This window comes from Streptomyces sp. SID12501, assembly GCF_010550245.1.
Taxonomy (GTDB): Bacteria; Actinomycetota; Actinomycetes; order Streptomycetales; family Streptomycetaceae; genus Streptomyces.
Map to the genome: position 1 here is coordinate 21,808 of NZ_JAAGLU010000007.1, position 24,368 is coordinate 46,175.

At 69.7% G+C, this 24,368-nt stretch carries 21 protein-coding genes and 1 riboswitch; of the genes, 13 read left to right on the forward strand and 8 right to left on the reverse strand.

Features of this window, described 5'->3' with window-relative positions:
• The first annotated feature begins 59 nt into the window (after positions 1–59).
• The 5 genes from G3I71_RS09535 (at position 60) to G3I71_RS09555 (ending at position 6,937) form a co-directional block, all read left to right on the forward strand.
• Complete coding sequence (locus tag G3I71_RS09535) at positions 60–1,271, forward strand: sensor histidine kinase (RefSeq protein WP_164313529.1); 1,212 nt, start codon at positions 60–62, stop codon at positions 1,269–1,271.
• A 188-nt stretch (positions 1,272–1,459) separates the two neighbouring features.
• A complete protein-coding gene (locus G3I71_RS09540; RefSeq protein WP_164313530.1) occupies positions 1,460–2,830 on the forward strand; it encodes a sensor histidine kinase in 1,371 nt (456 codons plus the stop codon).
• A gap of 201 nt (positions 2,831–3,031) precedes the next feature.
• Entirely contained in the window at positions 3,032–3,703 is a 672-nt protein-coding gene (locus G3I71_RS09545) for a response regulator transcription factor (RefSeq protein WP_164313531.1), read from the forward strand.
• Positions 3,704–3,897: 194 nt separating this feature from the next.
• Positions 3,898–5,859 (forward strand): 2-oxoacid:acceptor oxidoreductase subunit alpha, encoded by a 1,962-nt coding sequence (locus G3I71_RS09550; RefSeq protein ID WP_164313532.1) that lies wholly within the window; start codon positions 3,898–3,900, stop codon positions 5,857–5,859.
• The gene (locus tag G3I71_RS09555; protein ID WP_164313533.1) at positions 5,852–6,937 is read left to right on the forward strand and encodes a 2-oxoacid:ferredoxin oxidoreductase subunit beta; all 1,086 of its coding nucleotides are present in this window, start codon (positions 5,852–5,854) and stop codon (positions 6,935–6,937) included. The genes G3I71_RS09550 and G3I71_RS09555 overlap by 8 nt, the downstream gene beginning before the upstream one ends.
• Before the next feature lie 26 nt (positions 6,938–6,963).
• Here the strand turns inward: G3I71_RS09555 and G3I71_RS09560 are convergent, their stop codons facing one another.
• Positions 6,964–7,368 (reverse strand): helix-turn-helix domain-containing protein, encoded by a 405-nt coding sequence (locus tag G3I71_RS09560; RefSeq protein WP_164313751.1) that lies wholly within the window; start codon positions 7,366–7,368, stop codon positions 6,964–6,966.
• 153 nt (positions 7,369–7,521) lie between these two features.
• On the opposite strand from G3I71_RS09560, the gene G3I71_RS09565 reads away from it, so the two are divergent.
• The 6 genes from G3I71_RS09565 to G3I71_RS09590 all read left to right on the forward strand — a co-directional run bounded on the left by G3I71_RS09565 (position 7,522) and on the right by G3I71_RS09590 (position 13,289).
• Entirely contained in the window at positions 7,522–8,373 is an 852-nt protein-coding gene (locus G3I71_RS09565) for an NAD(P)H-binding protein (protein ID WP_164313534.1), read from the forward strand.
• Between the two features lie 176 nt (positions 8,374–8,549).
• Entirely contained in the window at positions 8,550–9,536 is a 987-nt protein-coding gene (gene rarD, locus G3I71_RS09570; protein ID WP_164313535.1) for an EamA family transporter RarD, read from the forward strand.
• A 65-nt stretch (positions 9,537–9,601) separates the two neighbouring features.
• Positions 9,602–10,102 carry a VOC family protein gene (locus G3I71_RS09575; RefSeq protein ID WP_164313536.1) on the forward strand — a complete coding sequence of 167 codons (501 nt, stop codon included), beginning with the start codon at positions 9,602–9,604 and terminating at the stop codon, positions 10,100–10,102.
• 164 nt (positions 10,103–10,266) lie between these two features.
• Entirely contained in the window at positions 10,267–11,241 is a 975-nt protein-coding gene (locus G3I71_RS09580) for a M28 family metallopeptidase (RefSeq protein ID WP_164313537.1), read from the forward strand.
• A gap of 100 nt (positions 11,242–11,341) precedes the next feature.
• Complete coding sequence (locus tag G3I71_RS09585; RefSeq protein WP_164313538.1) at positions 11,342–12,574, forward strand: amidase; 1,233 nt, start codon at positions 11,342–11,344, stop codon at positions 12,572–12,574.
• A 148-nt stretch (positions 12,575–12,722) separates the two neighbouring features.
• Positions 12,723–13,289 carry a flavodoxin family protein gene (locus G3I71_RS09590; RefSeq protein ID WP_164313539.1) on the forward strand — a complete coding sequence of 189 codons (567 nt, stop codon included), beginning with the start codon at positions 12,723–12,725 and terminating at the stop codon, positions 13,287–13,289.
• Here the strand turns inward: G3I71_RS09590 and G3I71_RS09595 are convergent.
• The 4 genes from G3I71_RS09595 to G3I71_RS09610 form a co-directional block, all read right to left on the reverse strand.
• Positions 13,279–14,190, reverse strand: a complete 912-nt coding sequence (locus G3I71_RS09595; RefSeq protein WP_164313540.1) for an ABC transporter permease — start codon at positions 14,188–14,190, stop codon at positions 13,279–13,281. The two genes, G3I71_RS09590 and G3I71_RS09595, sit on opposite strands and share 11 nt — an antisense overlap.
• Positions 14,177–15,169, reverse strand: a complete 993-nt coding sequence (locus tag G3I71_RS09600; protein ID WP_164313541.1) for an ABC transporter ATP-binding protein — start codon at positions 15,167–15,169, stop codon at positions 14,177–14,179. Before G3I71_RS09600 ends, G3I71_RS09595 begins: the two co-directional genes overlap by 14 nt.
• Positions 15,170–15,215: 46 nt before the next feature.
• Positions 15,216–16,556, reverse strand: coding sequence for an outer membrane lipoprotein carrier protein LolA (locus G3I71_RS09605; RefSeq protein WP_164313542.1), 1,341 nt, complete (start codon positions 16,554–16,556; stop codon positions 15,216–15,218).
• A gap of 282 nt (positions 16,557–16,838) precedes the next feature.
• Positions 16,839–17,849, reverse strand: coding sequence for a polyprenyl synthetase family protein (locus G3I71_RS09610; RefSeq protein ID WP_164313543.1), 1,011 nt, complete (start codon positions 17,847–17,849; stop codon positions 16,839–16,841).
• A gap of 623 nt (positions 17,850–18,472) precedes the next feature.
• Positions 18,473–18,639, forward strand: a riboswitch (cyclic di-AMP (ydaO/yuaA leader).
• Positions 18,640–18,642: 3 nt separating this feature from the next.
• Between G3I71_RS09610 and G3I71_RS09615 the strand changes: the two genes are divergently transcribed.
• Positions 18,643–19,134, forward strand: a complete 492-nt coding sequence (locus tag G3I71_RS09615; RefSeq protein WP_164313544.1) for a transglycosylase SLT domain-containing protein — start codon at positions 18,643–18,645, stop codon at positions 19,132–19,134.
• Between the two features lie 51 nt (positions 19,135–19,185).
• Here G3I71_RS09615 and G3I71_RS09620 read toward each other — a convergent pair whose 3' ends face one another.
• The 3 genes from G3I71_RS09620 to G3I71_RS09630 all read right to left on the reverse strand — a co-directional run bounded on the left by G3I71_RS09620 (position 19,186) and on the right by G3I71_RS09630 (position 22,906).
• Entirely contained in the window at positions 19,186–20,007 is an 822-nt protein-coding gene (locus G3I71_RS09620) for an HAD family hydrolase (RefSeq protein WP_164313545.1), read from the reverse strand.
• Between the two features lie 248 nt (positions 20,008–20,255).
• Positions 20,256–21,614, reverse strand: coding sequence for an FAD-dependent oxidoreductase (locus G3I71_RS09625; RefSeq protein WP_164313546.1), 1,359 nt, complete (start codon positions 21,612–21,614; stop codon positions 20,256–20,258).
• Positions 21,615–21,673: 59 nt separating this feature from the next.
• The gene (locus G3I71_RS09630; RefSeq protein ID WP_164313547.1) at positions 21,674–22,906 is read right to left on the reverse strand and encodes an ATP-grasp domain-containing protein; all 1,233 of its coding nucleotides are present in this window, start codon (positions 22,904–22,906) and stop codon (positions 21,674–21,676) included.
• A 222-nt stretch (positions 22,907–23,128) separates the two neighbouring features.
• Here G3I71_RS09630 and fahA point away from each other — a divergent pair, with 222 nt between their 5' ends.
• Positions 23,129–24,343 (forward strand): fumarylacetoacetase, encoded by a 1,215-nt coding sequence (gene fahA / locus G3I71_RS09635; protein ID WP_164313548.1) that lies wholly within the window; start codon positions 23,129–23,131, stop codon positions 24,341–24,343.
• Positions 24,344–24,368 lie beyond the last annotated feature (25 nt).

Below are 24,368 nucleotides of genomic sequence, written 5' to 3' on the forward strand. Positions count from 1 at the left end.
GGGTCGCCGGGCGGTCCGCCTCATGGCGCCGAGGCGCGGCGACGGGCAGGCTGGCGGGCATGACCGCACGTATCACCGCCACCAGCGCGGAAACCGAGGGCGACCTACTGCCCCCTGTCCGTTTCGCTCTCGATCCGCACACCTGGAAGGAGATCGCCCACCTTCTGGCCAACCTGCCGATGGCGCTGTTCGGTTTCGTGTACGTGGTGACCGTGGTGAGTGTGGGTTCCTTCCTCACGCTCACGGTCGTCGGTCTTCCGATGCTCGCCGCGGGGCTGATGGGCGCGCGCCTGTTGGGCCGGTTCGAGCGGGCGCGGGCCAGGGCGCTGCTCGGATTGCGGGTGGACGAGCCGAGTCCGCTGCCGCTGGGGGGCGGGCGGGGCGCCCGTGGTCAGGAGCTCGGGTTCTTCGGGCGGTTGATGCTGGCGCTGAAGGATCCGGTCGGCTGGCGCACCATGCTGTACGACTTCATCAGGCTGCCCTGGGGAATCCTCACGTTCACCCTCGTGCTGGTGTCGCTCTTCGTGCTGTGGCCGGTGCTGCCGTTCCTGGCACGGGGGCTCACGAACGTGGACCGGGTGATGGTGCGCGGGCTGCTGTCGCCCTCCGACGAGCTGGAACGCCGCATCTCCGAACTGGAGTCCGACCGGGGGGTCGTGGTCGACACGGCCGCCGCCGATCTGCGGCGCATCGAGCGCGATCTGCACGACGGGGCGCAGGCCCGGCTGGTGAACCTCGCGATGGGGCTCGGGCTGGCCAAGGAGAAGATCCTGGAGGGCCAGGCCGACGAACACGTGGCGGCGATGGTCGAGGAGGCGCACGGCGAGGTGAAGCTCGCGCTTCAGGAGCTGCGTGACCTTGCGCGCGGGATCCATCCGGCCGTGCTGACCGACCGCGGGCTGGACGCGGCGCTGTCCTCGGTGGCCTCGCGGTGCACCGTGCCGGTGAAGGTGAGCGCCGACCTGCCGGCCAGGCCTGCCGCCGCCATCGAGGGCATCGCCTACTTCACGGTCTCCGAGCTGCTCCAGAACATCAGCAAGCACAGCGGGGCGCGGAACGCCTCCGTCGACGTCTGGCGCACCGACGACCGGCTGCTGATCCAGGTCTGGGACGACGGGCGCGGCGGTGCGCGGCTCGACGGCGGTACGGGGATGGTGGGGCTCGCGGACCGGCTGGGCGCGGTGGACGGGCTGTTCGTCATCGACTCGCCCGAGGGCGGCCCCACCACGGTCACGGCCGAGCTGCCCTGGCGGGAACGGGTCGAGGCGTAGGTGTCGGGGCGTAGGTAGGGAAAACCCCCGGGGGAAGACGCCTACGTGCTCCATGGTCCGTGGCGCCCGGTGCGAGCAGGCTGATGACAGGCGAGCAGGACACCTGCGAGCAGCCAGACATACATACAGCTGGCCGGCCGGCTGAACTGACTGGCCGATGAGTCGACCTAGCAGAACGGACTGGACCGATGGCCATGGAGTACGGGCAGGGGTACGGGCGGCAGGGCGGCCCCGGGGCCGGATTCCACGGCACGGCCGACGGGGGCACCGGGGAGCGGCGGCATCGGTTGCCGGCCGTGTTGCGGGCGCCCGTCGAGGCGCGCAGTTGGCGGGAGTTCGGGTATGTGCTGTTGAGCCTGCCGGTCAGCGTGCTGGTGTTCTCGTACGCCGTCACCCTGGCCTTCACCGGCTCGCTTCTCCTCATCACCTTCCTCGGGATCCCGGTGCTGGCCGTGGGCCTGGCGGGGTGCCTGGGGTTCGGTGTGCTGGAGCGGAAGATGGCGCGCGGACTGCTCGGGCTCGACGTGGCCGAACCGGAGCCGGTGCGGGGACGGAAGCCCGGAGTGGCGGCCTGGATGGGGGCCGTGCTCAAGAGCGGGACCTCGTGGCGGCATCTGCTGTACTCGGTGCTGCATATGCCGTGGGCGGTGTTCTCGTTCGTGATCTCGGTGACCTTCTGGGTGTACGGGTGGGCGCTGTTCACGTATCCGGTGTGGTTCTGGCTCTTCCCGATGCACGGCGGACAGGACGGCCTCCAGCTGTACGGCGACGAGACCCACAGCATCTATCTCGACAACCCGTTCGAGATCACGGTGACCGCGCTGGTCGGGCTGTTGTTCACCATGGCAACACCCTGGATCGTGCGGGCACTGACCCTCGTGGACCGGTTGATGGTGCAGGGGCTGCTCAGCCCGTCGCGGCTGGCGACGCGGGTCGTCGAGCTGGAGTCCGACCGGGGGGTCGTCGTCGACACCGCCGCCGCTGATCTGCGGCGTATCGAGCGGGATCTGCACGACGGGGCGCAGGCGCGGCTGGTGGCGCTGGCCATGGATCTGGGGCTCGCGAAGGAGAAGCTCACGGAGGATCCGCAGGCGGCGGCGCGCATGGTGGGCGAGGCGCACGGTGAGGTGAAGACGGCGTTGCAGGAGCTGCGGGATCTTGCGCGCGGGATCCATCCGGCGGTGCTGACGGACCGGGGGCTGGACGCGGCACTGTCCGCGGTTGCCTCGCGGTGTGTGGTGCCGGTGCGGGTGGATGTGGATCTGGTGGAGCGGCCGGCCGCCGCGATCGAGGGGATCGCGTACTTCACCGTGTCGGAGCTGCTGCAGAACATCAGCAAGCACGCGCGGGCGACGGGGGCGTCGGTGGATGTGTGGCAGGTGGAGAACCGGTTGATGCTGCAGGTGGTGGATGACGGGGTGGGGGGTGCGGATGCCTCCGGCGGGTCCGGGTTGGCGGGGTTGGCGGGGCGGCTCGACGCGGTGGACGGGATTCTGCTGGTGGATTCGCCGGTGGGTGGGCCCACCCGGGTGACCGCGGAGTTGCCCTGGCGGGGGTGAGGCGAGAGCGGGGGCGGGTGGTGGGGCGGGTTTGTTTCGCCCCACCACCCGCCCTTACCCGTCCCGCTCCTGGAGGCTGGCTGGTGCCGGGCTGGACGGATGTGCCCGGGGGTGGGAAAATCCGTCGACAACAACCCCTTCCTCGTCCGAATACTGGGATGCTGGAGCCTGGTGTTCGGACAGGGTGGGGAGCCGGGAATCGTGAAGGACAGGGTACGGGTGGTCATCGCCGAGGATTCAGTGCTGCTGAGAGAGGGCCTGACCCGGTTGCTGACCGACCGTGGGCATGATGTCGTCGCCGGTGTGGGTGACGGGGTCGCGCTGATCAAGACCATTACCGATCTCGCCGCGCAGGACGAGCTTCCGGACGTGGTCGTCGCGGATGTGCGGATGCCGCCCACGCATACCGACGAAGGGGTCCGGGCCGCCGTACAGCTGCGGAAATCGCATCCGGGACTGGGTGTGCTCGTGCTGTCGCAGTACGTCGAGGAGCGGTACGCGACCGAGCTGCTCGCCGGGTCCAGCCGGGGCGTCGGGTATCTGCTGAAGGACCGGGTCGCCGAGGTGCGGGAGTTCGTGGACGCGGTGGTGCGGGTGGCCCAGGGGGGTACCGCGCTCGATCCCGAGGTCGTGGCCCAACTGCTGGGCCGCAGCCGTAAGCAGGACGTGCTCGCCGGGCTCACTCCCCGGGAGCGCGAGGTGCTGGGGCTCATGGCGGAGGGCCGGACGAATTCGGCCATCGCACGTCAACTCGTCGTGAGTGACGGTGCCGTCGAGAAGCACGTCAGCAACATATTCCTGAAGCTGGGGCTCTCCCCCAGCGACGGCGATCACCGGCGTGTACTGGCCGTTCTGACCTACCTCAACACCTGACCACTTGACATCTGACACGCTGTCAGTACCGCGGGGCAGGAAATCGTGACAAGTCCGGGCGCCGTACCGTCTCAAAATGGCGTCCACCATGCGATCGGTCCCGGGAAGGCCACCCTTACCGACGTACTGTTGATCCTGGGAGGGTCCGCGGGAGGACCGGTCCCAGGCCGCCGCCTCGAAGGAGGTCCAGTTCAGTGACCAGCCAGGTCAGCAGTCCAGCGGAGAGTTCAGCGGAGAAGGCCGGCTCGGACGTCGGAGCCGTCGGAGCCGTCGTGGGAGAGCAGCGCAATCCGGCGGGCGTGAAGGACGTACGCCGCCTCGATCGGGTGATTATTCGGTTCGCGGGGGACTCCGGGGACGGTATGCAGCTCACGGGGGATCGCTTCACCTCCGAGACGGCGTCGTTCGGGAACGATCTGTCGACTCTGCCGAACTTCCCCGCCGAGATCCGGGCACCCGCAGGCACCCTGCCGGGCGTTTCCTCGTTCCAGCTGCATTTCGCCGACCACGACATCCTCACGCCCGGGGACGCGCCCAGTGTGCTCGTCGCGATGAATCCGGCCGCGCTGAAGGCGAACATCGCCGATGTGCCGCGCGGCGCGGAGATCATCGTCGACACGGACGAGTTCACCAAGCGGGCCATGCAGAAAGTGGGGTACGCGGCCTCGCCGTTGGAGGACGGCTCGCTGGACGGGTACAGCCTGCATCCGGTGCCGTTGACCACCCTGACGGTCGAGGCGCTGAAGGAGTTCGCGCTCTCCCGCAAGGAGGCCGAGCGCAGCAAGAACATGTTCGCGCTGGGCCTGTTGAGCTGGATGTACCACCGGCCGACCGAGGGCACCGAGAGGTTCCTGGCCACGAAGTTCGCCAGGAAGCCCGAGATCGCCGCCGCCAACCTGGCCGCGTTCAGGGCGGGTTGGAACTTCGGGGAGACGACCGAGGACTTCGCCGTCTCGTATGAGGTCGCGCCGGCCTCCACCGCGTTCCCCACCGGTACCTACCGGAACATCTCGGGGAACCTGGCCCTGTCGTACGGGCTCATCGCGGCCGGTCAACAGGCCGATCTGCCGCTGTACCTGGGCTCGTACCCGATCACGCCGGCCTCGGACATCCTGCACGAGCTGTCCAGGCACAAGAACTTCGGGGTGCGGACCTTCCAGGCCGAGGACGAGATCGCGGGTATCGGGGCCGCGTTGGGCGCCGCCTTCGGCGGGTCGCTGGGCGTCACCACCACCTCGGGGCCGGGTGTGGCGCTGAAGTCCGAGACGATCGGGCTGGCGGTGTCGATGGAACTGCCGTTGCTGGTCATCGACATCCAGCGCGGCGGGCCCTCCACCGGGCTGCCCACCAAGACCGAGCAGGCGGATCTGCTTCAGGCCATGTTCGGCCGCAACGGCGAGGCCCCGGTCCCGATCGTGGCCCCGTGCACACCCGCCGACTGTTTCGACGCCGCCATCGAAGCCGCCCGTATCGCCCTGACCTACCGCACCCCGGTGTTCCTGCTGTCCGACGGCTACCTCGCCAACGGCTCCGAACCGTGGCGCATCCCCGACGTCGATGAACTCCCGGATCTGCGGGTGCAGTTCGCCCAGGGACCCAACCACACCCTCGACGACGGCACCGAGGTCTTCTGGCCCTACAAGCGGGACCCGCAGACCCTGGCCCGCCCCTGGGCCATCCCCGGCACCCCCGGGCTCGAACACCGCATCGGTGGCATCGAGAAGCAGGACGGCACGGGCAACATCTCCTACGACCCCGCCAACCACGACCTGATGGTCCGTACCCGTCAGGCCAAGATCGACGGCATCGACGTACCGGATCTGATCGTCGACGAGCCGTCCGGCGAGGCCAACACCCTGGTGCTGGGCTGGGGTTCCACCTACGGGCCGATCACCGCGGCCGTGCGCCGGCTGCGGGCGGCGGGCGAGTCCATCGCCCAGGCCCACCTGCGCCACCTCAATCCGTTCCCGAAAAATCTCGGCGAGGTGCTGCGGCGCTACGACCGTGTCGTGATCCCCGAGATGAACCTCGGCCAGCTCGCCACGCTGATCCGGGCGAAGTACCTGGTGGACGCCCACTCCTACAACCAGGTCAACGGTATGCCGTTCAAGGCCGAACAGCTCGCCACGGCTCTCAAGGAGGCCATCGATGGCTGAGACGTCCACGGAAGGCGCCCCTGCCGGCTCGATCGAGGCACTGACTCTGGTGCCCAAGGCCGAGGCCAGGCAGTCCATGAAGGACTTCAAGTCCGACCAGGAAGTGCGCTGGTGCCCCGGCTGCGGGGACTACGCCGTCCTCGCCGCCGTACAGAGCTTCATGCCCGAACTCGGGCTGGCGAAGGAGAACATCGTCTTCGTGTCCGGGATCGGGTGCTCCTCCCGCTTCCCCTACTACATGAACACCTACGGGATGCACTCCATCCACGGCCGCGCCCCCGCCATCGCCACCGGGCTCGCCTCCAGCCGCCGCGACCTGTCCGTCTGGGTGGTCACCGGCGACGGCGACGCGCTCTCCATCGGCGGCAACCATCTGATCCACGCCCTGCGCCGCAACGTCAACCTCAAGATCCTGCTCTTCAACAACCGGATCTACGGGCTGACCAAGGGCCAGTACTCGCCGACGAGCGAGGTCGGCAAGATCACCAAGTCGACGCCGATGGGGTCGCTGGACGCGCCCTTCAACCCGGTGTCGCTGGCGATCGGCGCGGAGGCCTCCTTCGTCGCCCGGACCGTCGACTCCGACCGCAAGCACCTCACCGGCGTGCTGCGCGAGGCCGCCGCCCACCCCGGTACGGCGCTCGTCGAGATCTACCAGAACTGCAACATCTTCAACGACGGCGCCTTCGAGGTCCTCAAGGACAGGCAGCAGGCCGAGGAGGCGGTGATCCGGCTGGAGCACGGGCAGCCGATCCGGTTCGGAGCCGACGGCGCCAAGGGTGTCGTGCGGGACCGGGCGACCGGCGACCTGAAGGTGGTCGCCGTCACCGCCGACAACGAGGGCGAGGTGCTCGTGCACGACGCGCACTCCACGTCCCCGACCACCGCGTTCGCACTCTCCCGGCTCGCCGACCCCGACACCCTGCACCACACACCCATCGGCGTCTTCCGCTCCGTCGACCGGCCCGTCTACGACACGCAGATGGCCGACCAACTCGACACCGCGATCGTCCAGAACGGCAAGGGCGACCTCGGCGCGCTGCTCGCCGGCGGCGACACCTGGACCGTCGTCGGATAAACGGACCGGACAAACGGTACGAGTGGCTACTGGGCCCGGGTCGTTCTTTCGGCCCGGGCCTCGTCGTAGGTCCGGCGGGCCTGCTCCACGTCCGGCATGCGCTCCGCCGTCCAGACGGCCAGGGCCTTGACCTGGGCGGCGGCCTCACGACCGAGGTCGGTGAGCGAGTAGTCGACGCGGGGCGGGATGACCGGCTTCGCGTCCCGGTGGACCAGGCCGTCGCGCTCCAGCGTCTGGAGGGTCTGTGTCAGCATCTTCTCGCTGACCCTGCCGATGGCCCGGCGCAGCTCGCTGAAGCGGTACGGGCGCTCCAGCAGCTCCATGAGGACGAGCACACCCCAGCGACTGGTGACGTGCTCCAGCACCAGGCGGTACGGACACATGCCCTCGGCGTCGGCCTTCTCGTACTTGCCCGCACCCTGCTTGCCCATGGCTTCGGCCTCGCCGCCTGCTGCCGTACTCACTGCTCCACTCGCTTCCACGCTTACTTCCATGTAAGTACCTTACTTGAAAGTGGGTACTTTCCTGAAGTTAGCGCTTCTCCTAGGGTTAGTGCCAGCCCGCACCCCACAAGGAGATACACCATGAGCATCGTCGTCACCGGAGCCACCGGCCACCTCGGTCGTCACGTAGTCGAGCAGCTGCTGGAGAAGGTTCCGGCCGACCAGATCACCGCCGTCGTGCGCGACGCGGGCAAGGCCTCCGGCTTCGCGGCTCGCGGCGTGAAGATCGCGGTCGCCAACTACAACGAGCCGGAGACCTTCGACGGTGTCATAGCCGCCGGTGACAAGGTGCTGCTCATCTCCGGCAACGAGTTCGACAAGGGCCGCGTCGGCCAGCACAAGATCGTCCTCGACGCCGCCAAGGCCGCAGGCGCCGCACTGCTCGCGTACACCAGCGCCCCGGGCACCCTGACGGCCGCGCTCGCCGACGACCACAAGGGCACCGAGGCGGCGATCCTCGAGTCCGGCGTCCCGTACTCGCTGCTGCGCAACGGCTGGTACAACGAGAACTACACCGAGCAGCTCGCCGTCGCCCTCGAGCACGGCGTCACCCAGGCCGCCGGCGAGGGCCGGGTCGCCTCCGCCGCGCGCGCCGACTACGCCGCCGCCGCTGTCGCGGTGCTGACCGGCGAGGGCCACGAGAACTCGACGTACGAGCTGAGCGGCGACACCAACTGGAGCTTCGCCGAGTACGCCGCCGAGGTGTCCGAGCAGTCCGGCAAGGACGTCGCCTACAACGCCGTCTCCGCCGAGGTCCTGACCGGCATTCTGGTCGGCGTCGGCCTGCCCGAGGCCTTCGCCGCGATCCTCGCGGGCGTGGACGTGTCCATCGAGCAGGGCCAGCTGGCCGGCACCCCGGGCGACCTGTCCCGCCTGACCGGCCGCCCGACCACGCCGATCGCCGAGTCGATCGCCGCCGCGCTCAAGGCCTGACCCCTCACACACCCATACCCCTCAGGGGCGCGTACTCCCCCGTGGCGCCCCTGAGGATGCCCGCCCCCGACTGTCATGACCGTATGCCGATACGAACATGACAGCCGGGGGCGCTCGGCGTTACCGTCGTGGACGCACGTCCATATGGTCATGTGCTGGTACGAGGGGAGACGCCGGTGGCCGGCAAGCCGACGAGCGAGCAGCGCACAGGTCTGCTGAACGGCTTCGCGGCATACGGGATGTGGGGCATCGTCCCGCTCTTCTGGCCGCTGCTGAAGCCCTCCGGGGCCGTGGAGATCCTGGCCCACCGGATGGTGTGGTCCCTCGCCGTCGTCGGCGTCGCCCTGCTGGTGCTGCGCCGTTGGGCCTGGGCGGGTGAGCTGCTGCGGCAACCGCGCCGGCTGGCACTGATCACGGTCGCCGCGGCGTTCATCACCGTCAACTGGGGCGTCTACATCTGGGCCGTGAACACCGGGCACGTGGTCGAGGCCTCGCTCGGCTACTTCATCAACCCGCTCGTCACCATCGCCATGGGCGTGCTCCTACTGAAGGAACGGCTGCGGCCGGTGCAGTGGACGGCGGTCGGCGTCTGCCTGGCCGCCGTACTCGTCCTGACGATCGGATACGGCCGGCCGCCCTGGATCTCCCTCTGTCTGGCCTTCTCCTTCGCCACGTACGGCCTGGTGAAGAAGAAGGTCAACATGGGCGGGGTGGAGTCGCTGGCCGCCGAGACCGCGGTCCTGTTCCTGCCCGCGCTGGCGTATCTGCTGTGGCTGGGCGGCCGGGGCGAGGCGACCTTCGGCGCGCACGGCGCCGGGCACGCGGCCCTGCTCGCGGCGACCGGCGTCGTGACCGCGCTCCCGCTGGTCTGCTTCGGTGCGGCGGCGATACGGGTGCCGCTGTCGACGCTGGGCCTGCTCCAGTACCTGGCCCCCGTCTTCCAGTTCCTCCTGGGCATCTTCTACTTCCACGAGGCCATGCCTCCGGAGCGCTGGGCCGGGTTCGCGCTGGTGTGGCTGGCCCTGGTCCTGCTGACGTGGGACGCCCTGCGGGCGGCCCGGCGGGGAGCGCGGGCGCTCAGGACGACGGCCGACCCCGGACCCGTCCCCGACCCCGTCCTCGTTCCGCCGGTGGTGGAGGCCACGCAGGACGTACGCCACTGACAGCGGTGTCGGCGAGCCGTCGATGCTCCTGTTGCTGTCAGTGCCGCACGCTATAAGTGGTCCCCATGACACAGACACCACCCGCACACGACTCCTCCAACCCCGCCCCCGGCCCCACCCCCGTGCACTGGAAGCTGGTCATCGACTGCGCGGATCCGCACGCGCAGGCCGACTTCTGGGCCGCCGCGCTCGCGTACACGGTCGAGGACCACAGCACGCTGGTCGAACGCCTGCTGGGCCTCGGCGCCGTACCGGCCGAGCTGACCGTCGAGTCGCACGGGCGCCGCGCCTGGCGGGACCTGGCCGCCGTACGGCATCCCGGTGACCCGTACCAGGAGGAGAGCGGGACCGGGCTCGGGCGGCGGCTGCTCTTCCAGCGCGTGGCGGAACCGAAGACGGGCAAGAACCGGCTCCACCTCGATCTGCACCCGGGGCCGGACCGGCGCGCGGCCGAGGTCGAGCGGCTGACGGGGCTGGGGGCGAGTGTGCTGCGGGAAGTACGGGAGGCGGGCGGGGAGTGGGTGGTGATGACCGACCCCGAGGGGAACGAATACTGCGTGCACTAGCCACTTGTCGCACACACAAACATTAGTCATGTCCATGTTCATCCGGTATGCGAACTCCCTGTCCAGATAGCGCTCTTGACGAACCGTTAGCCAGAGCTTCACCATCCAGGCACCTATCCACTGTGGAATCCCTGTGATTCCCAAAGGAATTCGGAGCCCCCCACATGAAGCTCTCGGTTCCCGGACGCGCCGCAGCCACCGCTGTGGCCGTCACCGTGCTCGCCTCCACCGCGCTCCTCACCACGGGCACGGCAGTCGGCGCGGCCCCTGCCCGCGACTCCGCGCCGACCGTCACGCTCGCCGCCGCACCCGACCTGCCCCTGGCCAACGTCAAGGCGCATCTGACCCAGTTGCAGTCCATAGCCACCGCCAACGGCGGCAACCGGGCGCACGGCAGAACCGGCTACCGCGCCTCGCTCGACTACGTGAAGGCCAAGCTGGACGCGGCCGGATTCACCACGACCATCCAGCAGTTCACCGCGTCCAGCCGTACCGGCTACAACCTGATCGCCGACTGGCCCGGCGGCGACACCAACCAGGTGATCATGGCGGGTTCGCACCTCGACAGCGTGACCGCAGGCGCCGGCATCAACGACAACGGCAGTGGCTCGGCCGCCGTCCTGGAGATCGCGCTCGCCGTCTCGCGCGCCCAGTACCAGCCCACAAAGCATCTGAGATTCGGCTGGTGGGGAGCGGAGGAACTGGGCATGGTCGGGTCCAAGTACTACGTCAACAACCTCTCCTCCGCGAACCGTTCGCGCGTCAAGGGCTATCTGAACTTCGACATGATCGGCTCGCCGAACCCCGGCTACTTCGTCTACGACGACGACCCGACCATCGAGCAGACCTTCAAGGACTACTACGCGGGCATCGGCGTGGCGACCGAGATCGAGACCGAGGGCGACGGCCGCTCCGACCACGCGCCCTTCAAGAACGTGGGCATACCCGTCGGCGGTCTGTTCAGCGGCGCCGACTACATCAAGACGGCGGCGCAGGCGACCAAGTGGGGCGGCACGTCGGGCCTGGCGTTCGACCGCTGCTACCACTCGTCCTGCGACACCACGGCCAACATCAACGACACCGCCCTCGACCGCAACAGCGACGCGGCCGCGTACGCCGTGTGGAAGCTGTCGGAGTAACCGCGCGCGCACCTGATATTGGGGGCGGTCAACCGGTCTACATGCGGGCCGAGTTGGCCGTCCCCGCCGTCTGCCGCGATGGGACACAGGAGAATGCGGCATGACGGATCCCCTGATTTCGGAAATCGCCGCCGCCGTCCGGGCGCGGGAGGTGACGGCCGTCGACGTCGTCACGGCCGCGCTCGCGCGGATCGCCGTCGTGGAGCCGGAGTTGTGCGCGTTCGCGGAGGTGTGGGGTGAGGCGGCGGTACGGCGGGCGCGCGAGGTCGACGTACGGGTCGCCGCGGGTGAGCGGTTGCCGCTCGCGGGCGTTCCGTTCGCGGTGAAGGGGCGGTACGGGGAGCGGGCGGCGGACGCGGTACGGCTGACCGCCGCCGGGTGTGTGCCGCTGGGCGCCACGTCCGTACCCGCGCCCGGGGCTGGAACTCCCTGGCAGACATGGGGACTTGGCGCCGGTGGACGAACGGTCAACCCGTGGCGGGCGGACCGGGTGCCGGGCGGTTCGTCGGCCGGGGCCGCGGCGGCGGTGGCGGCAGGCCTGGTGCCGCTGGCGACCGGCGCCGACGGGGCCGGGTCCGTCCGTGTCCCGGCCGCCTGGTGCGGGGTGTTCGGCCTCAAGTCGACGAACGGGCGCCTGCCGCATCCCGACCGGACGCGACTGAGCGCGGCCGGTGCGGTCGCCCGGCGGGCTGCGGACCTGCGCGCGTACTGGCGGTGCGTGGCCGGAGTCGACCGGCGGGCGGTGGATGCGGCGGGCGACATGACCGACGTCGGCGACCAGGAGTACTCGCGGCGCCCCCTCACTGCCGTCTGGTCCGACTCCCTCGGTTTCGCCCGCACCGATCCCGGGCCCGCGCTCGTCGCGCACGGCGCCGCGCTGCGGCTCGACGGTGCCGGGGTCGTACGGCTGCTACCGCCGGGCGATACTCCCGTGCGCCTCGACGACCCGGGGCCGGCCTGGCTGGCGCTGCGGGCGCCGGGCGCTGATACGGGTGGCCGCGCAGTCGGCGACACCGCGGCGGCGTACCGGCTGCGCGCGGTCAACGACCGGCGGCTGGCGGAGCTGTTCAGCCGGGCCGACCTGCTCCTGACCCCCACCACCCCGAATCCGCCGCACGGGCACGAGGGCCCTGGCGACCGGTACTCGACCGCACTCACCTGGGCGTTCAACCTCAGCGGGCACCCGGCGGCGAGCATCCCCGCAGGCTTCGGCCCGGACGGCTGCCCGGTCGGGCTCCAGGTGGTGGCCCGGCACGGCGAGGAGGAGGTGCTGCTCCGGGTCATGGCGGAGGCGGAGGAACGGGCAGGGCTGCGGGCACCCCGGGCCCGGTAGCGGGGCGGTCAGGGTGAGGGTGGCCAGGGGTGGACAGAGGTGGCCAGACATCAATGCGCGCGCATATACTGCGCGCGCATACAATAGCCGTGCGCGCGCACTCCCTGTGCGCGCACCCACCGTACGCCGACCACACCGGGGGCCGATCATGAGCCGAAGCTTTCTCTTCCTGCTGGGCAGCAGCCGCAGCGACGGCAACACCGAGGCGCTCGCCCGCAGGGCCGCCGAACAACTGCCCGCCGATGTCGAGCAGCGCTGGCTGAGTCTCACCGAGCACCCGCTGCCCGACTTCGAGGACCTGCGCCACGACGCGGACCACGTCCGTCCCACCGGGGACAACGCGGCTCTCCTGCTCGACGCCACGCTCGCGGCCACGGACATCGTGATCGCCTCGCCGCTGTACTGGTACTCGGTGTCCGCCTCCGTGAAGCGCTACCTCGACCACTGGTCGGGCTGGCTGCGCACGCCCGGCCTGGACTTCAAGGACACCCTCGCCGGGCGCACCCTGTGGGGCGTCACCGTCCTCGCGGCCCCGGAGCAGACGTTCGCCGACCCGCTGGTCGGTACGCTCAGCAACTCGGCCGCCTACATGGAGATGCGGTTCGGCGGGGTACTGCTCGGCAACGGGAGCAAGCCCGGTGACGTACTGAACGACACCGACGCGCTCACCCGCGCGAAGACGTTCTTCGGCGCGGACCCGGGGTTCAGGCCGTGATGTCCTTCGTCGTGAAGCGGGCCCAGGCCGCCGCGCCGAACACCGCCGCGTACAGGGCCTGGATGCCGAGGTTCTTCACCAGGTCGTCCCAGTAGACCGGTTCGCGCATCAGGTCGGCGAAGGACAGCCAGTAGTGGGAGAAGAAGTACGGCTGGAGCACGTGCAGTTGGGGGATCTGGTCGAGGATCTGGACGGTGATGAGCAGCCCGACGGTCGTCGCCATCGCCGCGATGCCACTGCTCGTCAGGGTGGAGATGAACAGGCCGAGCGCCGCCACGCCGATCAGTGACCCGGCGACGACCAGCGCGATGAGCAGCGCCCGCCCGAGGCCCTCCGTGAAGCTGATGCTCGTACCGGAGATCGTCATCAGGTCGCCGAGCGGGAAGAGGAACGCGCCGACAGTGAGCGCCGATATCGCCACCACCAGCGTCGCCACCAGGCAGAACGTCAGCGTGGTCGCGTACTTGGTGAGGAGCAGGCGGGTGCGGCCGGCCGGGGCGACCAGCAGATAGCGGAGCGTGCCCGCGCTCGACTCGCCGGCGATCGCGTCGCCCGCGATGACGCCGATGGCCATCGGGAGGAAGAAGGGGAGGGTCGCGGCCAGCGCCGTGAACACCAGGAACAGACCGTTGTTGCTGATCTGCGAGATGAACGCGGGGCCGCCTCCGGCGGGGCCGGCCGAGGAACCGTCGCCTGTCTCGATCTTGACCGCTATGCCGACGAGGATCGGTACCGCCGCCAGTACGCCGAGCAGGGCGAGGGTGCGCCAGCGACGGAACGTGGTGAGAAGTTCGTTGCGGAAGAGAGTGCCGAGGAAGGTCGTTCGGTGGCTGACGCTTGGTTGTGGCTTGTCGCGCAGTTCCCCGCGCCCCTTGGGGGCGCTCGTCTCAGCCCGCGACATCGAAGCCCTCTCCCGTCAGCGCCACGAACGCGTCCTCCAGGGAGGCCCGTTCGACGCCGAAGCCCCGGACGCGCACTCCCGCGTCGACCAACGCGGCGTTCAGATCGGCCAGTTCACGGTCGCCTTCCGGCACCTCACCGGTCACCCGGTCCCGGTCCTCGGTCACGACCACGTCGCCTACGCCCTGTTCCTTGAGCACGCGGGCCGCGTCCGCCGCGTCGGGCGTCGTCACGACCAGCCTGCCGCGGGCTCCGGCGGCCAACTCGGCGACCGGGCCCTGGGTGATCAGCCGTCCCTGCGCCATCACGGCCGCGTGCGAACAGACCTGTTCGATCTCGTCGAGAAGGTGGGAGGAAAGGAAGACAGTCGTGCCGTCCAATGCCAACTCCCGGACCAGGGAACGGATTTCGCGCATCCCCTGTGGATCGAGCCCGTTGGTCGGCTCGTCGAGGACGAGCAGTCGGCGGGGCTGGAGCAGCGCCGCCGCGAGGCCGAGCCGTTGTTTCATGCCCAGCGAGTACGCCTTCGCCTTCTTGCCTGCGGCGGCCGTCAGGCCCACCCGGTCCAGCGCCGTCGCGACGCGTGTACGCCGGGTGCGTGGATCGGCGGTCGGGTCGGCGGCGTCGTACCGTGCGAGGTTGTCGCGGCCCGAGAGGAACCCGTACAGCGCAGGCCCCTCGATGAGCGCGCCGACGTGGGGCAGGACGGCGCGGGTGGCGCGGGGCATCGGCCGCCCCAGCACCCGCGCCGTGCCCGACGTCGGATCGATCAGGCCCATCAGCATGCGGATGGTCGTCGTCTTGCCGGAGCCGTTGGGCCCGAGGAAACCGAAGACGCTGCCCGCCGGGACGGTGAGGTCGAGACCGTCGACGGCGAGCTGTCCCCCGCGGTAGCGCTTGGTGAGGGCGCGGGTGACGATGACCGCGTCGTCGTCATCCCGGTCCACCTTCTGCGGCTCCGTGGCGGACGGTTCCTCCATGGGCTCCTTCAATCGTCATGCGTGTACGACGGTTCCCGTACGGGAGTCACTCGGCCGCGTTGGCCGCCTTGACCAGTGCGTCCTTCGTGACGGCGCCGACGTAGAGCTTGCCGTCGTCCGTCATCAGGGCGTTGATCAGGCGGGTCTTGTAGACCGTGCCGGAGCCGAAGTCGCCCGAGACCTTGTCACCGAAGGAGTCCAGGAACCCGCCGAACGCACCGGCCTCGGACGAGCTGTCGGCCGACGGCAGACCGCCGCCCTCGGTCCCCGAGTCGAACACGGCGATGGAGTTCCAGCCCTCGCCGATGACCTTGCCGCCATCGCCTTCGAGCCCGTCCGGCGCACCCTCGTGGCCTTCGAACCCCTTGAGGTCCTCATCCAGCTTCTTGTCGAGCTTCCCGTCGAACTTCCTGTCGAAGTCCGCCCCGCCCTTGGCAACATCGTGCGGGACCTCCGCCGCGCCCTCCTCGGTGACCTTCGTCCCCTTGGGCGGGGTGAAGTCGAAGGTCGAGGCGGCGGGCTTGCCGAAGTCGACGTCGACGAAGCCGGCGTCCACGACGGCGGCACCGCCGCTCGCCGGGGTGAGCGTGAACTTCAGGGGCGTCCCGGTCTTCGAGTCGACAGCGATACTGATCGCCCCGACCGTGGACCCGGCCGCCTTCGGCTTGATGACCAGCTTGTACGCGTCACGGCCGGCGACCTGAGCGGTGCCGTCGACGGTCACGGAGGTCGTGTCGTCGACCGCCTTCAGTGCCTCCTCGGCGAGCTGGCCGGGCGTGGCGGTCGTGTCGTCGCCGGGCAGGATCCGGTCCTTGCCCTTGCTCTTGTCCTTGCCGCTCTCGGAGGCGGGGGCCGTCGCGTGGTAGGCCTCGTTCGACGCGCTGTCGTACGCCCACACCTCGTCGCCGTTGTGGATGACGCTGTACTCGGCGGCCTTCTCCAGCAACGACAGCTTCTGCTTGTCGGGGCCGTCGACGGCGACCCGCACCGTGTGCGTGCCGGTGGCCAGCTCCAGGAGCTTGGCGCTCGGATCGGCGGCCGACCCCGAGCCGTCGGAGCCCCCGCCGAGTCCGCCGGACAGGAGTCCGCTCTCCAGACCGCCGAGGTCGGGCAGCCCCAGATCCGTACTGATCTTCACCGTGCCGGACAGTTGCTGTACGTCCGACGCCGCGATCTTCTCGATGAGTTCCTTCGCGCTGATCTTCGGCAGATCGGGGTCACCGGAGCCGGCGAACGCCGGTACCAGCCCGATCGTCGCGACCGTCAGACCGATCACCACGGCCGGGGCGGCGTACCGCGCGGCCTTGCGGCGCCGGGACGGCACGTCCTCGGCCTCGATCTCGGCCTCGATCCGGTTCCCGGCCTTGGCCTCTTCGTACGGTGCCATGTGTGCCTTACCTCCGTCGTCGGCGGCGGCTGTCCGTCCCACACTGTCCACCCCGAGCCGCCATTCTCACCCGAACCGGTGAGGAGTGGTGGTTTCCATCTCACCAAATCGGCGAGGGGGAATCGTCAGACCTTGGGCTCAACTCCGTGTACTGCTACGGGATGACATGAGGAGCCGAAACCTCCCCTGACCCGTAGGGGTCACCGCATCCAGCGCCGGTCGGCACCATCCAGCCCGTCCGGGGTCCCCCCTCTGGGGGAGGGCTGGGCGAGGGCGACCCCATCACCCGGCCCGATGCACCACCGCATCGCACATCTCCCGCAACGCGGCCTTCGCATCGCACTCCACCAACGGCGCCAGCGCGGCCCGCGCCTCCTCCGCATACCGCACCGTGTCCCGCCGAGCCTGCTCCAACGCCGGATGCGCCCGCAGCCGAGCCAACGCCTCCGCGTGCCGGGCGTCGTCACTCAGGTCGGAGTCCAGCAGCTCGCACAACGCGACATCCTCGGCCAGCCCCAGCCGGGCCACCCGCTCCCGCAGCCGCAGCACGGGCATCGTGGGAATGCCCTCCCGCAGATCGGTCCCCGGCGTCTTCCCCGACTCGTGCGAGTCGGACGCGATGTCCAGCACGTCGTCGGCGAGCTGGAAGGCGACCCCGAGGCGCTCCCCGTACTGGGTGAGCACGTCCACGACACTGTCGTCGGCCCCGGACATCATCGCCCCGAACCGGCAGGCCACGGCCACCAGCGACCCGGTCTTCCCGCCCAGCACGTCCAGATAGTGCTCGACGGGATCCCGCCCGTCCGTCGGCCCGGCCGTCTCCAGGATCTGCCCGGTCACCAGCCGCTCGAACGCCTCCGCCTGTACCCGGACCGCCTCGGGCCCGAGGTCGGCAAGGATGTGCGAGGCGCGCGCGAACAGGAAGTCCCCGGTGAGGACCGCGACGGAGTTGCCCCAGCGCGTGTTGGCGCTGGGCACCCCGCGCCGCACCTCGGCCTCGTCCATGACGTCGTCGTGATACAGCGTCGCGAGGTGGGTCAGCTCCACCACCACCGCGGACGGCACGATCCCCGGCGCGTGCCGGTCCCCGAACTGCGCCGCGAGCATCACGAGCAGTGGCCGGAACCGCTTCCCGCCGGCTCGTACGAGATGCTGCGCGGCCTCCGTGATGAAGGGGACCTCGCTCTTGGTGGCTTCGAGCAACCCTTCCTCGACAGCCGCCAATCCGGCCTGGACATCGGCTTCGAGAGCCTGGTCCCGCACGCTCAGCCCGAACGGCCCGACGACGGTCACGAGGGATCTCCTGTCTGCTGGTGTCTACTGGCGGTCACACGGTGTGTCGATAGATCGCTGCCATCACTCAAGTCAGCGTATCCGGTCATGTTTCGATCACCGCGAGCGCCCGCCCGTCCAGGCCAGGCGGTATCGGATCACGACCGGAATGTTTTTGATCAGTCCAAAGCATGGACATTTATAAACATCCCGCATCCGGCGAGTGAGCCCACACGCGCATACATCACCTCATCCCCGCCCTTCGCCGCGGCCGTCACCGAGACAACGTCGCGCATCGCGCAAGAGGTTCCATTCTCACAACGGACATGAACATCCATTAATCCCTAAAAACCGCAAAATGCCTGCTCATGCAACTCGCATCACGACTACCCCCACTCCGTGATTCGAGTCACGCCCACAAACAACCCCCCATCACCCTCACTCCACAAACTCCCCATTCACAAAAGGCAAGTTGCCCTCCACCCACTCTTCACCGCCTGACCGTTTTATCCCTAATAGGCGCCCCAAATGGGCAAGTCCTGCATTTCCGCCCCTTGTTCCATCCGTGTGCTCTCGCATACGTTTCGCGCCACGCCGGGCGGACCGCCGAATCCTGCCACCGCCCGCAGAGCAGACGACCCACCCACCCACACATGACTCACGCAGGCAGGAGCGGGGGACCCAGGTAAGCCGCCGGTCCGGACATTCACGCCGGAGCGGCTAGGGGTGAAGCCGTGCGCCGACAGCGCGCCCGGCCGGGCATCTCCCGCCCGAACCCGACAGCTCACCTCGCAGGCGCCGGAGAGGACCCACCATGCCCGTACGAGGCCGGCACCACCGCGCGAGAACCCCTCGCCGCCCGCTCGCGCTCACACGCACACTCGCCATCACCACAACGGCCGCCGCAGCCCTGGCCATCCCCTTCCTGACCGCGACGACGGCATCAGCCGCAACGTCGGCGACGTCATCGACGACGACGTACTACGCGAACAACCTGGACGGCTGGATCCGCGAATCGCTCGACATCATGGCGCAGAACGGAATCCCCGGAACGTACGACGGCATCTACCGCAACGTCATCCGCGAGTCGTCGGGCAACCCGTACGCCATCAACAACTGGGACTCGAACGCGGCAGCCGGCACCCCCTCCAAGGGCCTCCTCCAGGTCATCGACCCGACCTTCGCCGCGTACCACGTCGCCGGCACCGCGTACGACCCCTACGACCCGATCGCGAACATCACCGCGGCCTGCAACTACGCGGCGGCGCGGTACGGGTCGATAGACAACGTGTTCGGGGCCTACTAGGCGGACCCGGGTCGCGGTACACAGCCCGGGTCGGTAAGCGGCCCGGGTCTCCTACCGGCCCGGCCCGCCCCCGAACAGCCGCTCCAGCACCACCGCGAGCCCGTCGTCCTCGTTCGAGAGGGTGACCTCGTCCGCCACGGCCCTGAGTTCGGGATGGGCGTTGGCCATGGCGACCCCGTGGGCAGCCCAGTCGAACATCGGGATGTCGTTGGGCATGTCGCCGAAGGCGATGGTGGCGGACGCGGTCAGCCCGAGATACTCGGCGGCCAGCGCGAGCCCCGTCGCCTTGGTGATGCCGCATGGCTGGAGTTCGACGGTGCCCGGCCCCGACATGGTGACCGTCGCGAGGGAACCGACCGCTCCGCGCGCCGCCGACGCCAACTCGTCGTCGGACAGCGACGGATGGCGCAGCAGCACCTTGCTGATGGGTGCGGTCCACAGATCGTCCCGGTGCGGCACCCGTACGGCGGGCAGCGTCGGGTGTGGCATCAGGTACCCGGGTTCGATGAGCGTGAGCCCGTCGACACCGTCCTGGTCGACGGCGGCGTACACCTGCCCGACCTCGGCCTCGATCTTTCCGAGCGCGGTCTCCGCCAGCTCCTGGTCCAGGGTCACCGACCACAGCAGACGGTCCGCGCCGGCGTCGTACACCTGCGCCCCCTGCCCGCACACCGCGAGCCCCCCGGCGCCGAGGTCGTCGAGCAGCGGCCGGACTCTCGGAGCCGGCCGTCCGGTCACGACCAGATGACGGGCGCCCGCGGCCGTGGCACGCGCGAGCGCGGCCCGCGACCGGTCGGAGAGCGTGTCGTCGGCACGCAGGAGCGTTCCGTCCAGGTCCGTGGCGATCAGTGCGTATGCGGTGGGAGCGGCCATGATCCAGAGAATACGGATCGTTCGACCCATCGGTCTCCGTCCGAACCGGACGACGTTCGGTCTCCCGGCAGCAACAGCCCCGGCGCCTGCCCCGGTTCCGGCCGCAGGCACTGGCACAGGACGACACGAGCAGCCCGACGACGCGATGCGGCGAACCCCTGGTTCACAAGATCGAGCGCGGTACGCGTTGACCGACCAGGCAGACCAGGCAGACCAGAACCGTGCCCCGCCTCCGCCCCACCCGCGCCCTACCCGTGCGCCGCCGCCAGATGCCCCGCCAGCCGCGGTGACGCGAACTCCGTACCGCACACGAACCGCATCACCGGCCCGTACGAAGCGGCCGCCGGCAACCCCGTGAAGTACAACCCGGGTACGGAGGACACATACCCGGTACCGAGCCTCGGCGTCCCCCGGCTCACCGCCAGCTCCGTACGCAGCTCATGCCCGAGGAAGTCCATCGCGGCGATGTCGACGCGGTAGCCGGTCGCGGCTATGACATGGTCGGCCGACAACTCCCTCGTACGGCCGTCGAGTTCCCGCACGGTCACCACCGGTCGCTCGCCGACGAAGCCCACTCCGCTCCCCGAACCGTTCGCCTCCGTCACGCCGTTGGCGCCCTTCGCCCCCTTCACGCCCTGCGCCTCGGCCGCCCTCTGGTCCGCCGTGTCCCCCGCAGCCCCCGTGACCCCCGCCCGGACTATCCGCGCGACCTCACTCACCTGCACCTTCCCCTCGAACCGGTCGCGCAGCCACCACGCCCCGAGCGGTCCGAGGACCCGGCGGACCAAGTGGTGGCGGGCCCTGGCCGGGAGGTAGCGGTAGGGGTGCGGGTAGTAGGTGAGGGCCCAGAGCGACCACGCGTTGCCGAACGGCGACTCGGGCCGCAGCCTCGGTTGCTGCCACGGGGGCGCACCGAAGGCGACGCGACCACTCCCCCGCGACACCACCCGCACCTGCGCCCCCGCCTCCGCCGCCAGCGCCGCCGTCTCCAGCGCGGACTGGCCCGCGCCCACGACGATCAGCTCACGGCCCGCGAACCGGCCCAGGTCGTGGTGCTGCGAACTGTGGGACACCGGTCCCGTGGGCGAGGGCCCGTCCGGCGCGGCGTCGGCCAGTTCCGGGGGCAGATACGCGAGCCCGGACAGCCCCGTCGCCACCACGACCGCCCGCGCGGTGAACAACTCGCCCGAGTCCAGCTTGAGTTCGAAGCCACCACCACTGCCGTGACCGCTCGCGCCATAGCTGCCGGTGCCCTTGTGCCGTCGGTCGACGGACACCACCCGCACCCGCTCCAGCTCGGGCACCAGCCGCTGCTGGAACCACTCGCCGTACGCGATGAAGGTCTCCACCGGGATGATGTCCTCGTCCGTGACCAGCCGGGGCACCCCCGCCGCGTCGCAGTAGTCCGCCAGGGTGTGACCATGCTGCGGGGCATCGATGCTGGAGGCCGCCGGTGTCGACTTCAGCAGCATCCCGGCGGGCATGTGGTCCCGCCAGCTGACCATGGGCTCGCCGAACACTCTCACCGGGATGCCCCGCGCCCGCAGATGCGCGGCGGTGGACAGACCGAACGGTCCCGCGCCGATAACCGCTACCGGATGATTCACGAAGTCCCTCCCCAGGACGCTGCTTCGCCACTTCGTGCTGCTCTGTTGTTTCCCTGTCGTCAGCCACCGCCACGACGGCTGGTCCGCCACAGCTGGTACAGATGCTTCGCGCCCGGCCGCACGAAGCGGACGAGCATCGTGAGGAACGGCAGCGGGTCGTCACCCGCGAGCCAGGCCAGTTCCGTCCCGCTCGCCCGGGTCGGCGCGTGCGGCGTCGTATAGCCGCTGCGCCGGTAGGCGAGGAGGGCCGGCAGGTCGATGTTCTCCACGATGTACCGGTGCCCTGCGCGCTGTTCCCCCTCCGGAACGGTGCGCCCGGTCAGATCGAGATGCATGGCCCGGACGACGTCCACCCCCGACTCGCTCTCGAAGAGCCGGAACTGGGCGCCCATCCGTGGGTTGAAGTCGAGGAGCTTGTACTGTCCGTCGCGCCGGTCGAAGCGCAGGTCGAGGTCGATGATTCCGGTGAAGCCGATCTGTTTGATGAAACGCGCGGCGAGGTCCGCGAGTTCCGGATTGTCGACGACGTACGCATTTGCCGTCATTCCTGCGTGCGGCGGCCAGGAACGGACCTTCACGCCCGTGAACAACGCGCGCGGGTTCGAGTCCGCGTCGAAGTAGGCGTGCACGATCCAGTCCTCGGCCTCCTCCCGGGGCAGGTACTCCTGAAGGATCACGCCGGGACGCTCACCCCAGTCGCGCGCCAGGGACAGCAGCGCCTCCCGGCTCCCAATGCGCGTGGTGCCGTTGACGGCGGGCCGCGCTCGCCGCACGAACGCCTCCCGGTTCTTGGCCACCACCGGGAACCGTGCCGTCCGCGCGAACCGCTCGATGTCGTCGTACGACTGCGGAAAGGAGGCGGCCGGAGTCGGTATCCCGTGCTCCACGCACAACTCGTGCAGCCCCTGTTTGCTGGCGAGCCGACGCGGCAGTCCCGCTTCCACACGCGGGAAGACAAAGGCGTCGCCGAGTTCCTTCTGCCGCTCGGCGATCAGTACGGCCGCCTCCTCGTCCGTGGGAACGAGGACAGCGGGGCGCCCGATCCGCTTCCCGACCCGCAGCAACCCCTCGACGAGCCGCTCCGGTTCCTCGGTCCCGGTGGTCGGCCAGACGAACGCGCGCCGCAGATAGCGCGACGAGGCCGCGGGCGTGTAACGGTCCTCGGTGATCGCGTACATCGGAACGCCCAGCCGCCCCAGGCTGCGAATCGCCCCGACGCCTCCGTGGTGCAGCGGATAATCACCGAACTTCACGATCAGCGCCGGCACGGCTTGGTCGGCCGAAAACGGCACACTGCTGTTCCTGGCCACGGGTCCCCCCACGTGTCCCCCCTACGGACCGGCCCCACCCCGTCCATGTCCCCCAAAGGACGCTAAGCCGGAATCACAGACTCCGGACAAGGCTTATCCGGACATTACGAACTCTTTAGACACTGGGAACACTGCCCTGAGCCCACAACTCACCCGTAACCTGTGGCGCGACCACATGGCCACACGAGAGCGAGGCAGCACCCCATGCCCCCCTTCGATGTCCCCGAGGGCGACCCCTTCGGCCCGCACAACCTCCCCTACGGTGTGTTCTCCCCGGCCGGCTCCACGGAGCGCCGGGTCGGCGTCCGTCTCGGCGACCACGTCCTGGACGCGGGCGCCGCAGCCGCCGCACTCGGCTCGCCCTACGTCTCGGTACTGGCCCGCCCGACCCTCAACCCCCTTCTCGCCGCAGGCCGCACGACCTGGTCCGACATCCGCCGCGCCCTCACGGCCTGGGTAACCGTCCCGTCCCACCAGGACACCGTCGCCCCGCTCCTGCACCCTCTCTCCTCGGTGACGCTGCACCTTCCCTTCGAGGTCGCGGACTACGTCGACTTCTACGCCTCCGAGAACCACGCCCGGAACGTCGGACAGATCTTCCGCCCCGACGCCGCGGACTCGCTGACCCCCAACTGGAAGCACCTGCCGATCGGTTACCACGGCCGCTCGGGCACGGTCGTGGTCTCCGGCACGGAGGTCGTACGTCCGTCAGGCCAGCGCAAGGCCCCCACCGACCCGGCCCCGCTCTTCGGCCCGTCGGTCCGCCTGGACATCGAGGCGGAGGTCGGCTTCGTGGTGGGCACACCGTCGTCCATGGGCAGCCCCGTGGCCCTGTCCGCGTTCCGGGACCACGTCTTCGGCCTCTGCCTCCTGAACGACTGGTCCGCCCGCGACATCCAGGCCTGGGAGTACGTCCCGCTCGGCCCGTTCCTCGGCAAGTCCTTCGCCACGTCCGTCTCGGCGTGGATCACACCGCTGGACGCCCTGGAGGATGCCCGCATCGCCCCGCCCGCCCGCACCCACCCGCTGCTTCCCTACCTCGACGACGCCGAGGAGGAGTCCGGCGGCTACGACCTCCGTATCTCCGTCGCCGTGAACGGCCACACCATCTCCGAGCCCCCCTTCTCCACCATGTACTGGACGGCCGCGCAACAACTCGCCCACATGACCGTCAACGGTGCGTCCCTGCGCACCGGCGACCTCTACGGCTCAGGGACGGTCAGCGGCCCCACCGAACGAGAACGCGGCTCCCTCCTCGAACTCACCTGGAACGGCACCGCCCCCCTCGACCTCCCCACCGGCAAGCGCACCTTCCTGGAGGACGACGACGAGGTCACCCTGACCGCCTGGGCCCCGGGTCCGAACGGCACCCGTGTAGGCCTGGGCGAGGTGACGGGCCGAATCGCTCCGGCAAGCTGAGCGAAGCGCCGGGGAGCAGCAGGGA

Coding starts and splice junctions, on each gene's coding strand:
- G3I71_RS09565 (WP_164313534.1), top strand. CDS start 7,522: ATGAGCATCGTCGTCACCGGAGCCACCGGCCACCTCGGTCGTCACGTA.
- G3I71_RS09590 (WP_164313539.1), top strand. CDS start 12,723: ATGAGCCGAAGCTTTCTCTTCCTGCTGGGCAGCAGCCGCAGCGACGGC.
- G3I71_RS09615 (WP_164313544.1), top strand. CDS start 18,643: ATGCCCGTACGAGGCCGGCACCACCGCGCGAGAACCCCTCGCCGCCCG.
- fahA (WP_164313548.1), top strand. CDS start 23,129: ATGCCCCCCTTCGATGTCCCCGAGGGCGACCCCTTCGGCCCGCACAAC.
- G3I71_RS09595 (WP_164313540.1), bottom strand. CDS start 14,190: ATGTCGCGGGCTGAGACGAGCGCCCCCAAGGGGCGCGGGGAACTGCGC.
- G3I71_RS09620 (WP_164313545.1), bottom strand. CDS start 20,007: ATGGCCGCTCCCACCGCATACGCACTGATCGCCACGGACCTGGACGGA.
- G3I71_RS09605 (WP_164313542.1), bottom strand. CDS start 16,556: ATGGCACCGTACGAAGAGGCCAAGGCCGGGAACCGGATCGAGGCCGAG.
- G3I71_RS09580 (WP_164313537.1), top strand. CDS start 10,267: ATGAAGCTCTCGGTTCCCGGACGCGCCGCAGCCACCGCTGTGGCCGTC.
- G3I71_RS09540 (WP_164313530.1), top strand. CDS start 1,460: ATGGCCATGGAGTACGGGCAGGGGTACGGGCGGCAGGGCGGCCCCGGG.
- G3I71_RS09575 (WP_164313536.1), top strand. CDS start 9,602: ATGACACAGACACCACCCGCACACGACTCCTCCAACCCCGCCCCCGGC.
- G3I71_RS09600 (WP_164313541.1), bottom strand. CDS start 15,169: ATGGAGGAACCGTCCGCCACGGAGCCGCAGAAGGTGGACCGGGATGAC.
- G3I71_RS09560 (WP_164313751.1), bottom strand. CDS start 7,368: ATGGGCAAGCAGGGTGCGGGCAAGTACGAGAAGGCCGACGCCGAGGGC.
- G3I71_RS09535 (WP_164313529.1), top strand. CDS start 60: ATGACCGCACGTATCACCGCCACCAGCGCGGAAACCGAGGGCGACCTA.
- G3I71_RS09585 (WP_164313538.1), top strand. CDS start 11,342: ATGACGGATCCCCTGATTTCGGAAATCGCCGCCGCCGTCCGGGCGCGG.
- G3I71_RS09555 (WP_164313533.1), top strand. CDS start 5,852: ATGGCTGAGACGTCCACGGAAGGCGCCCCTGCCGGCTCGATCGAGGCA.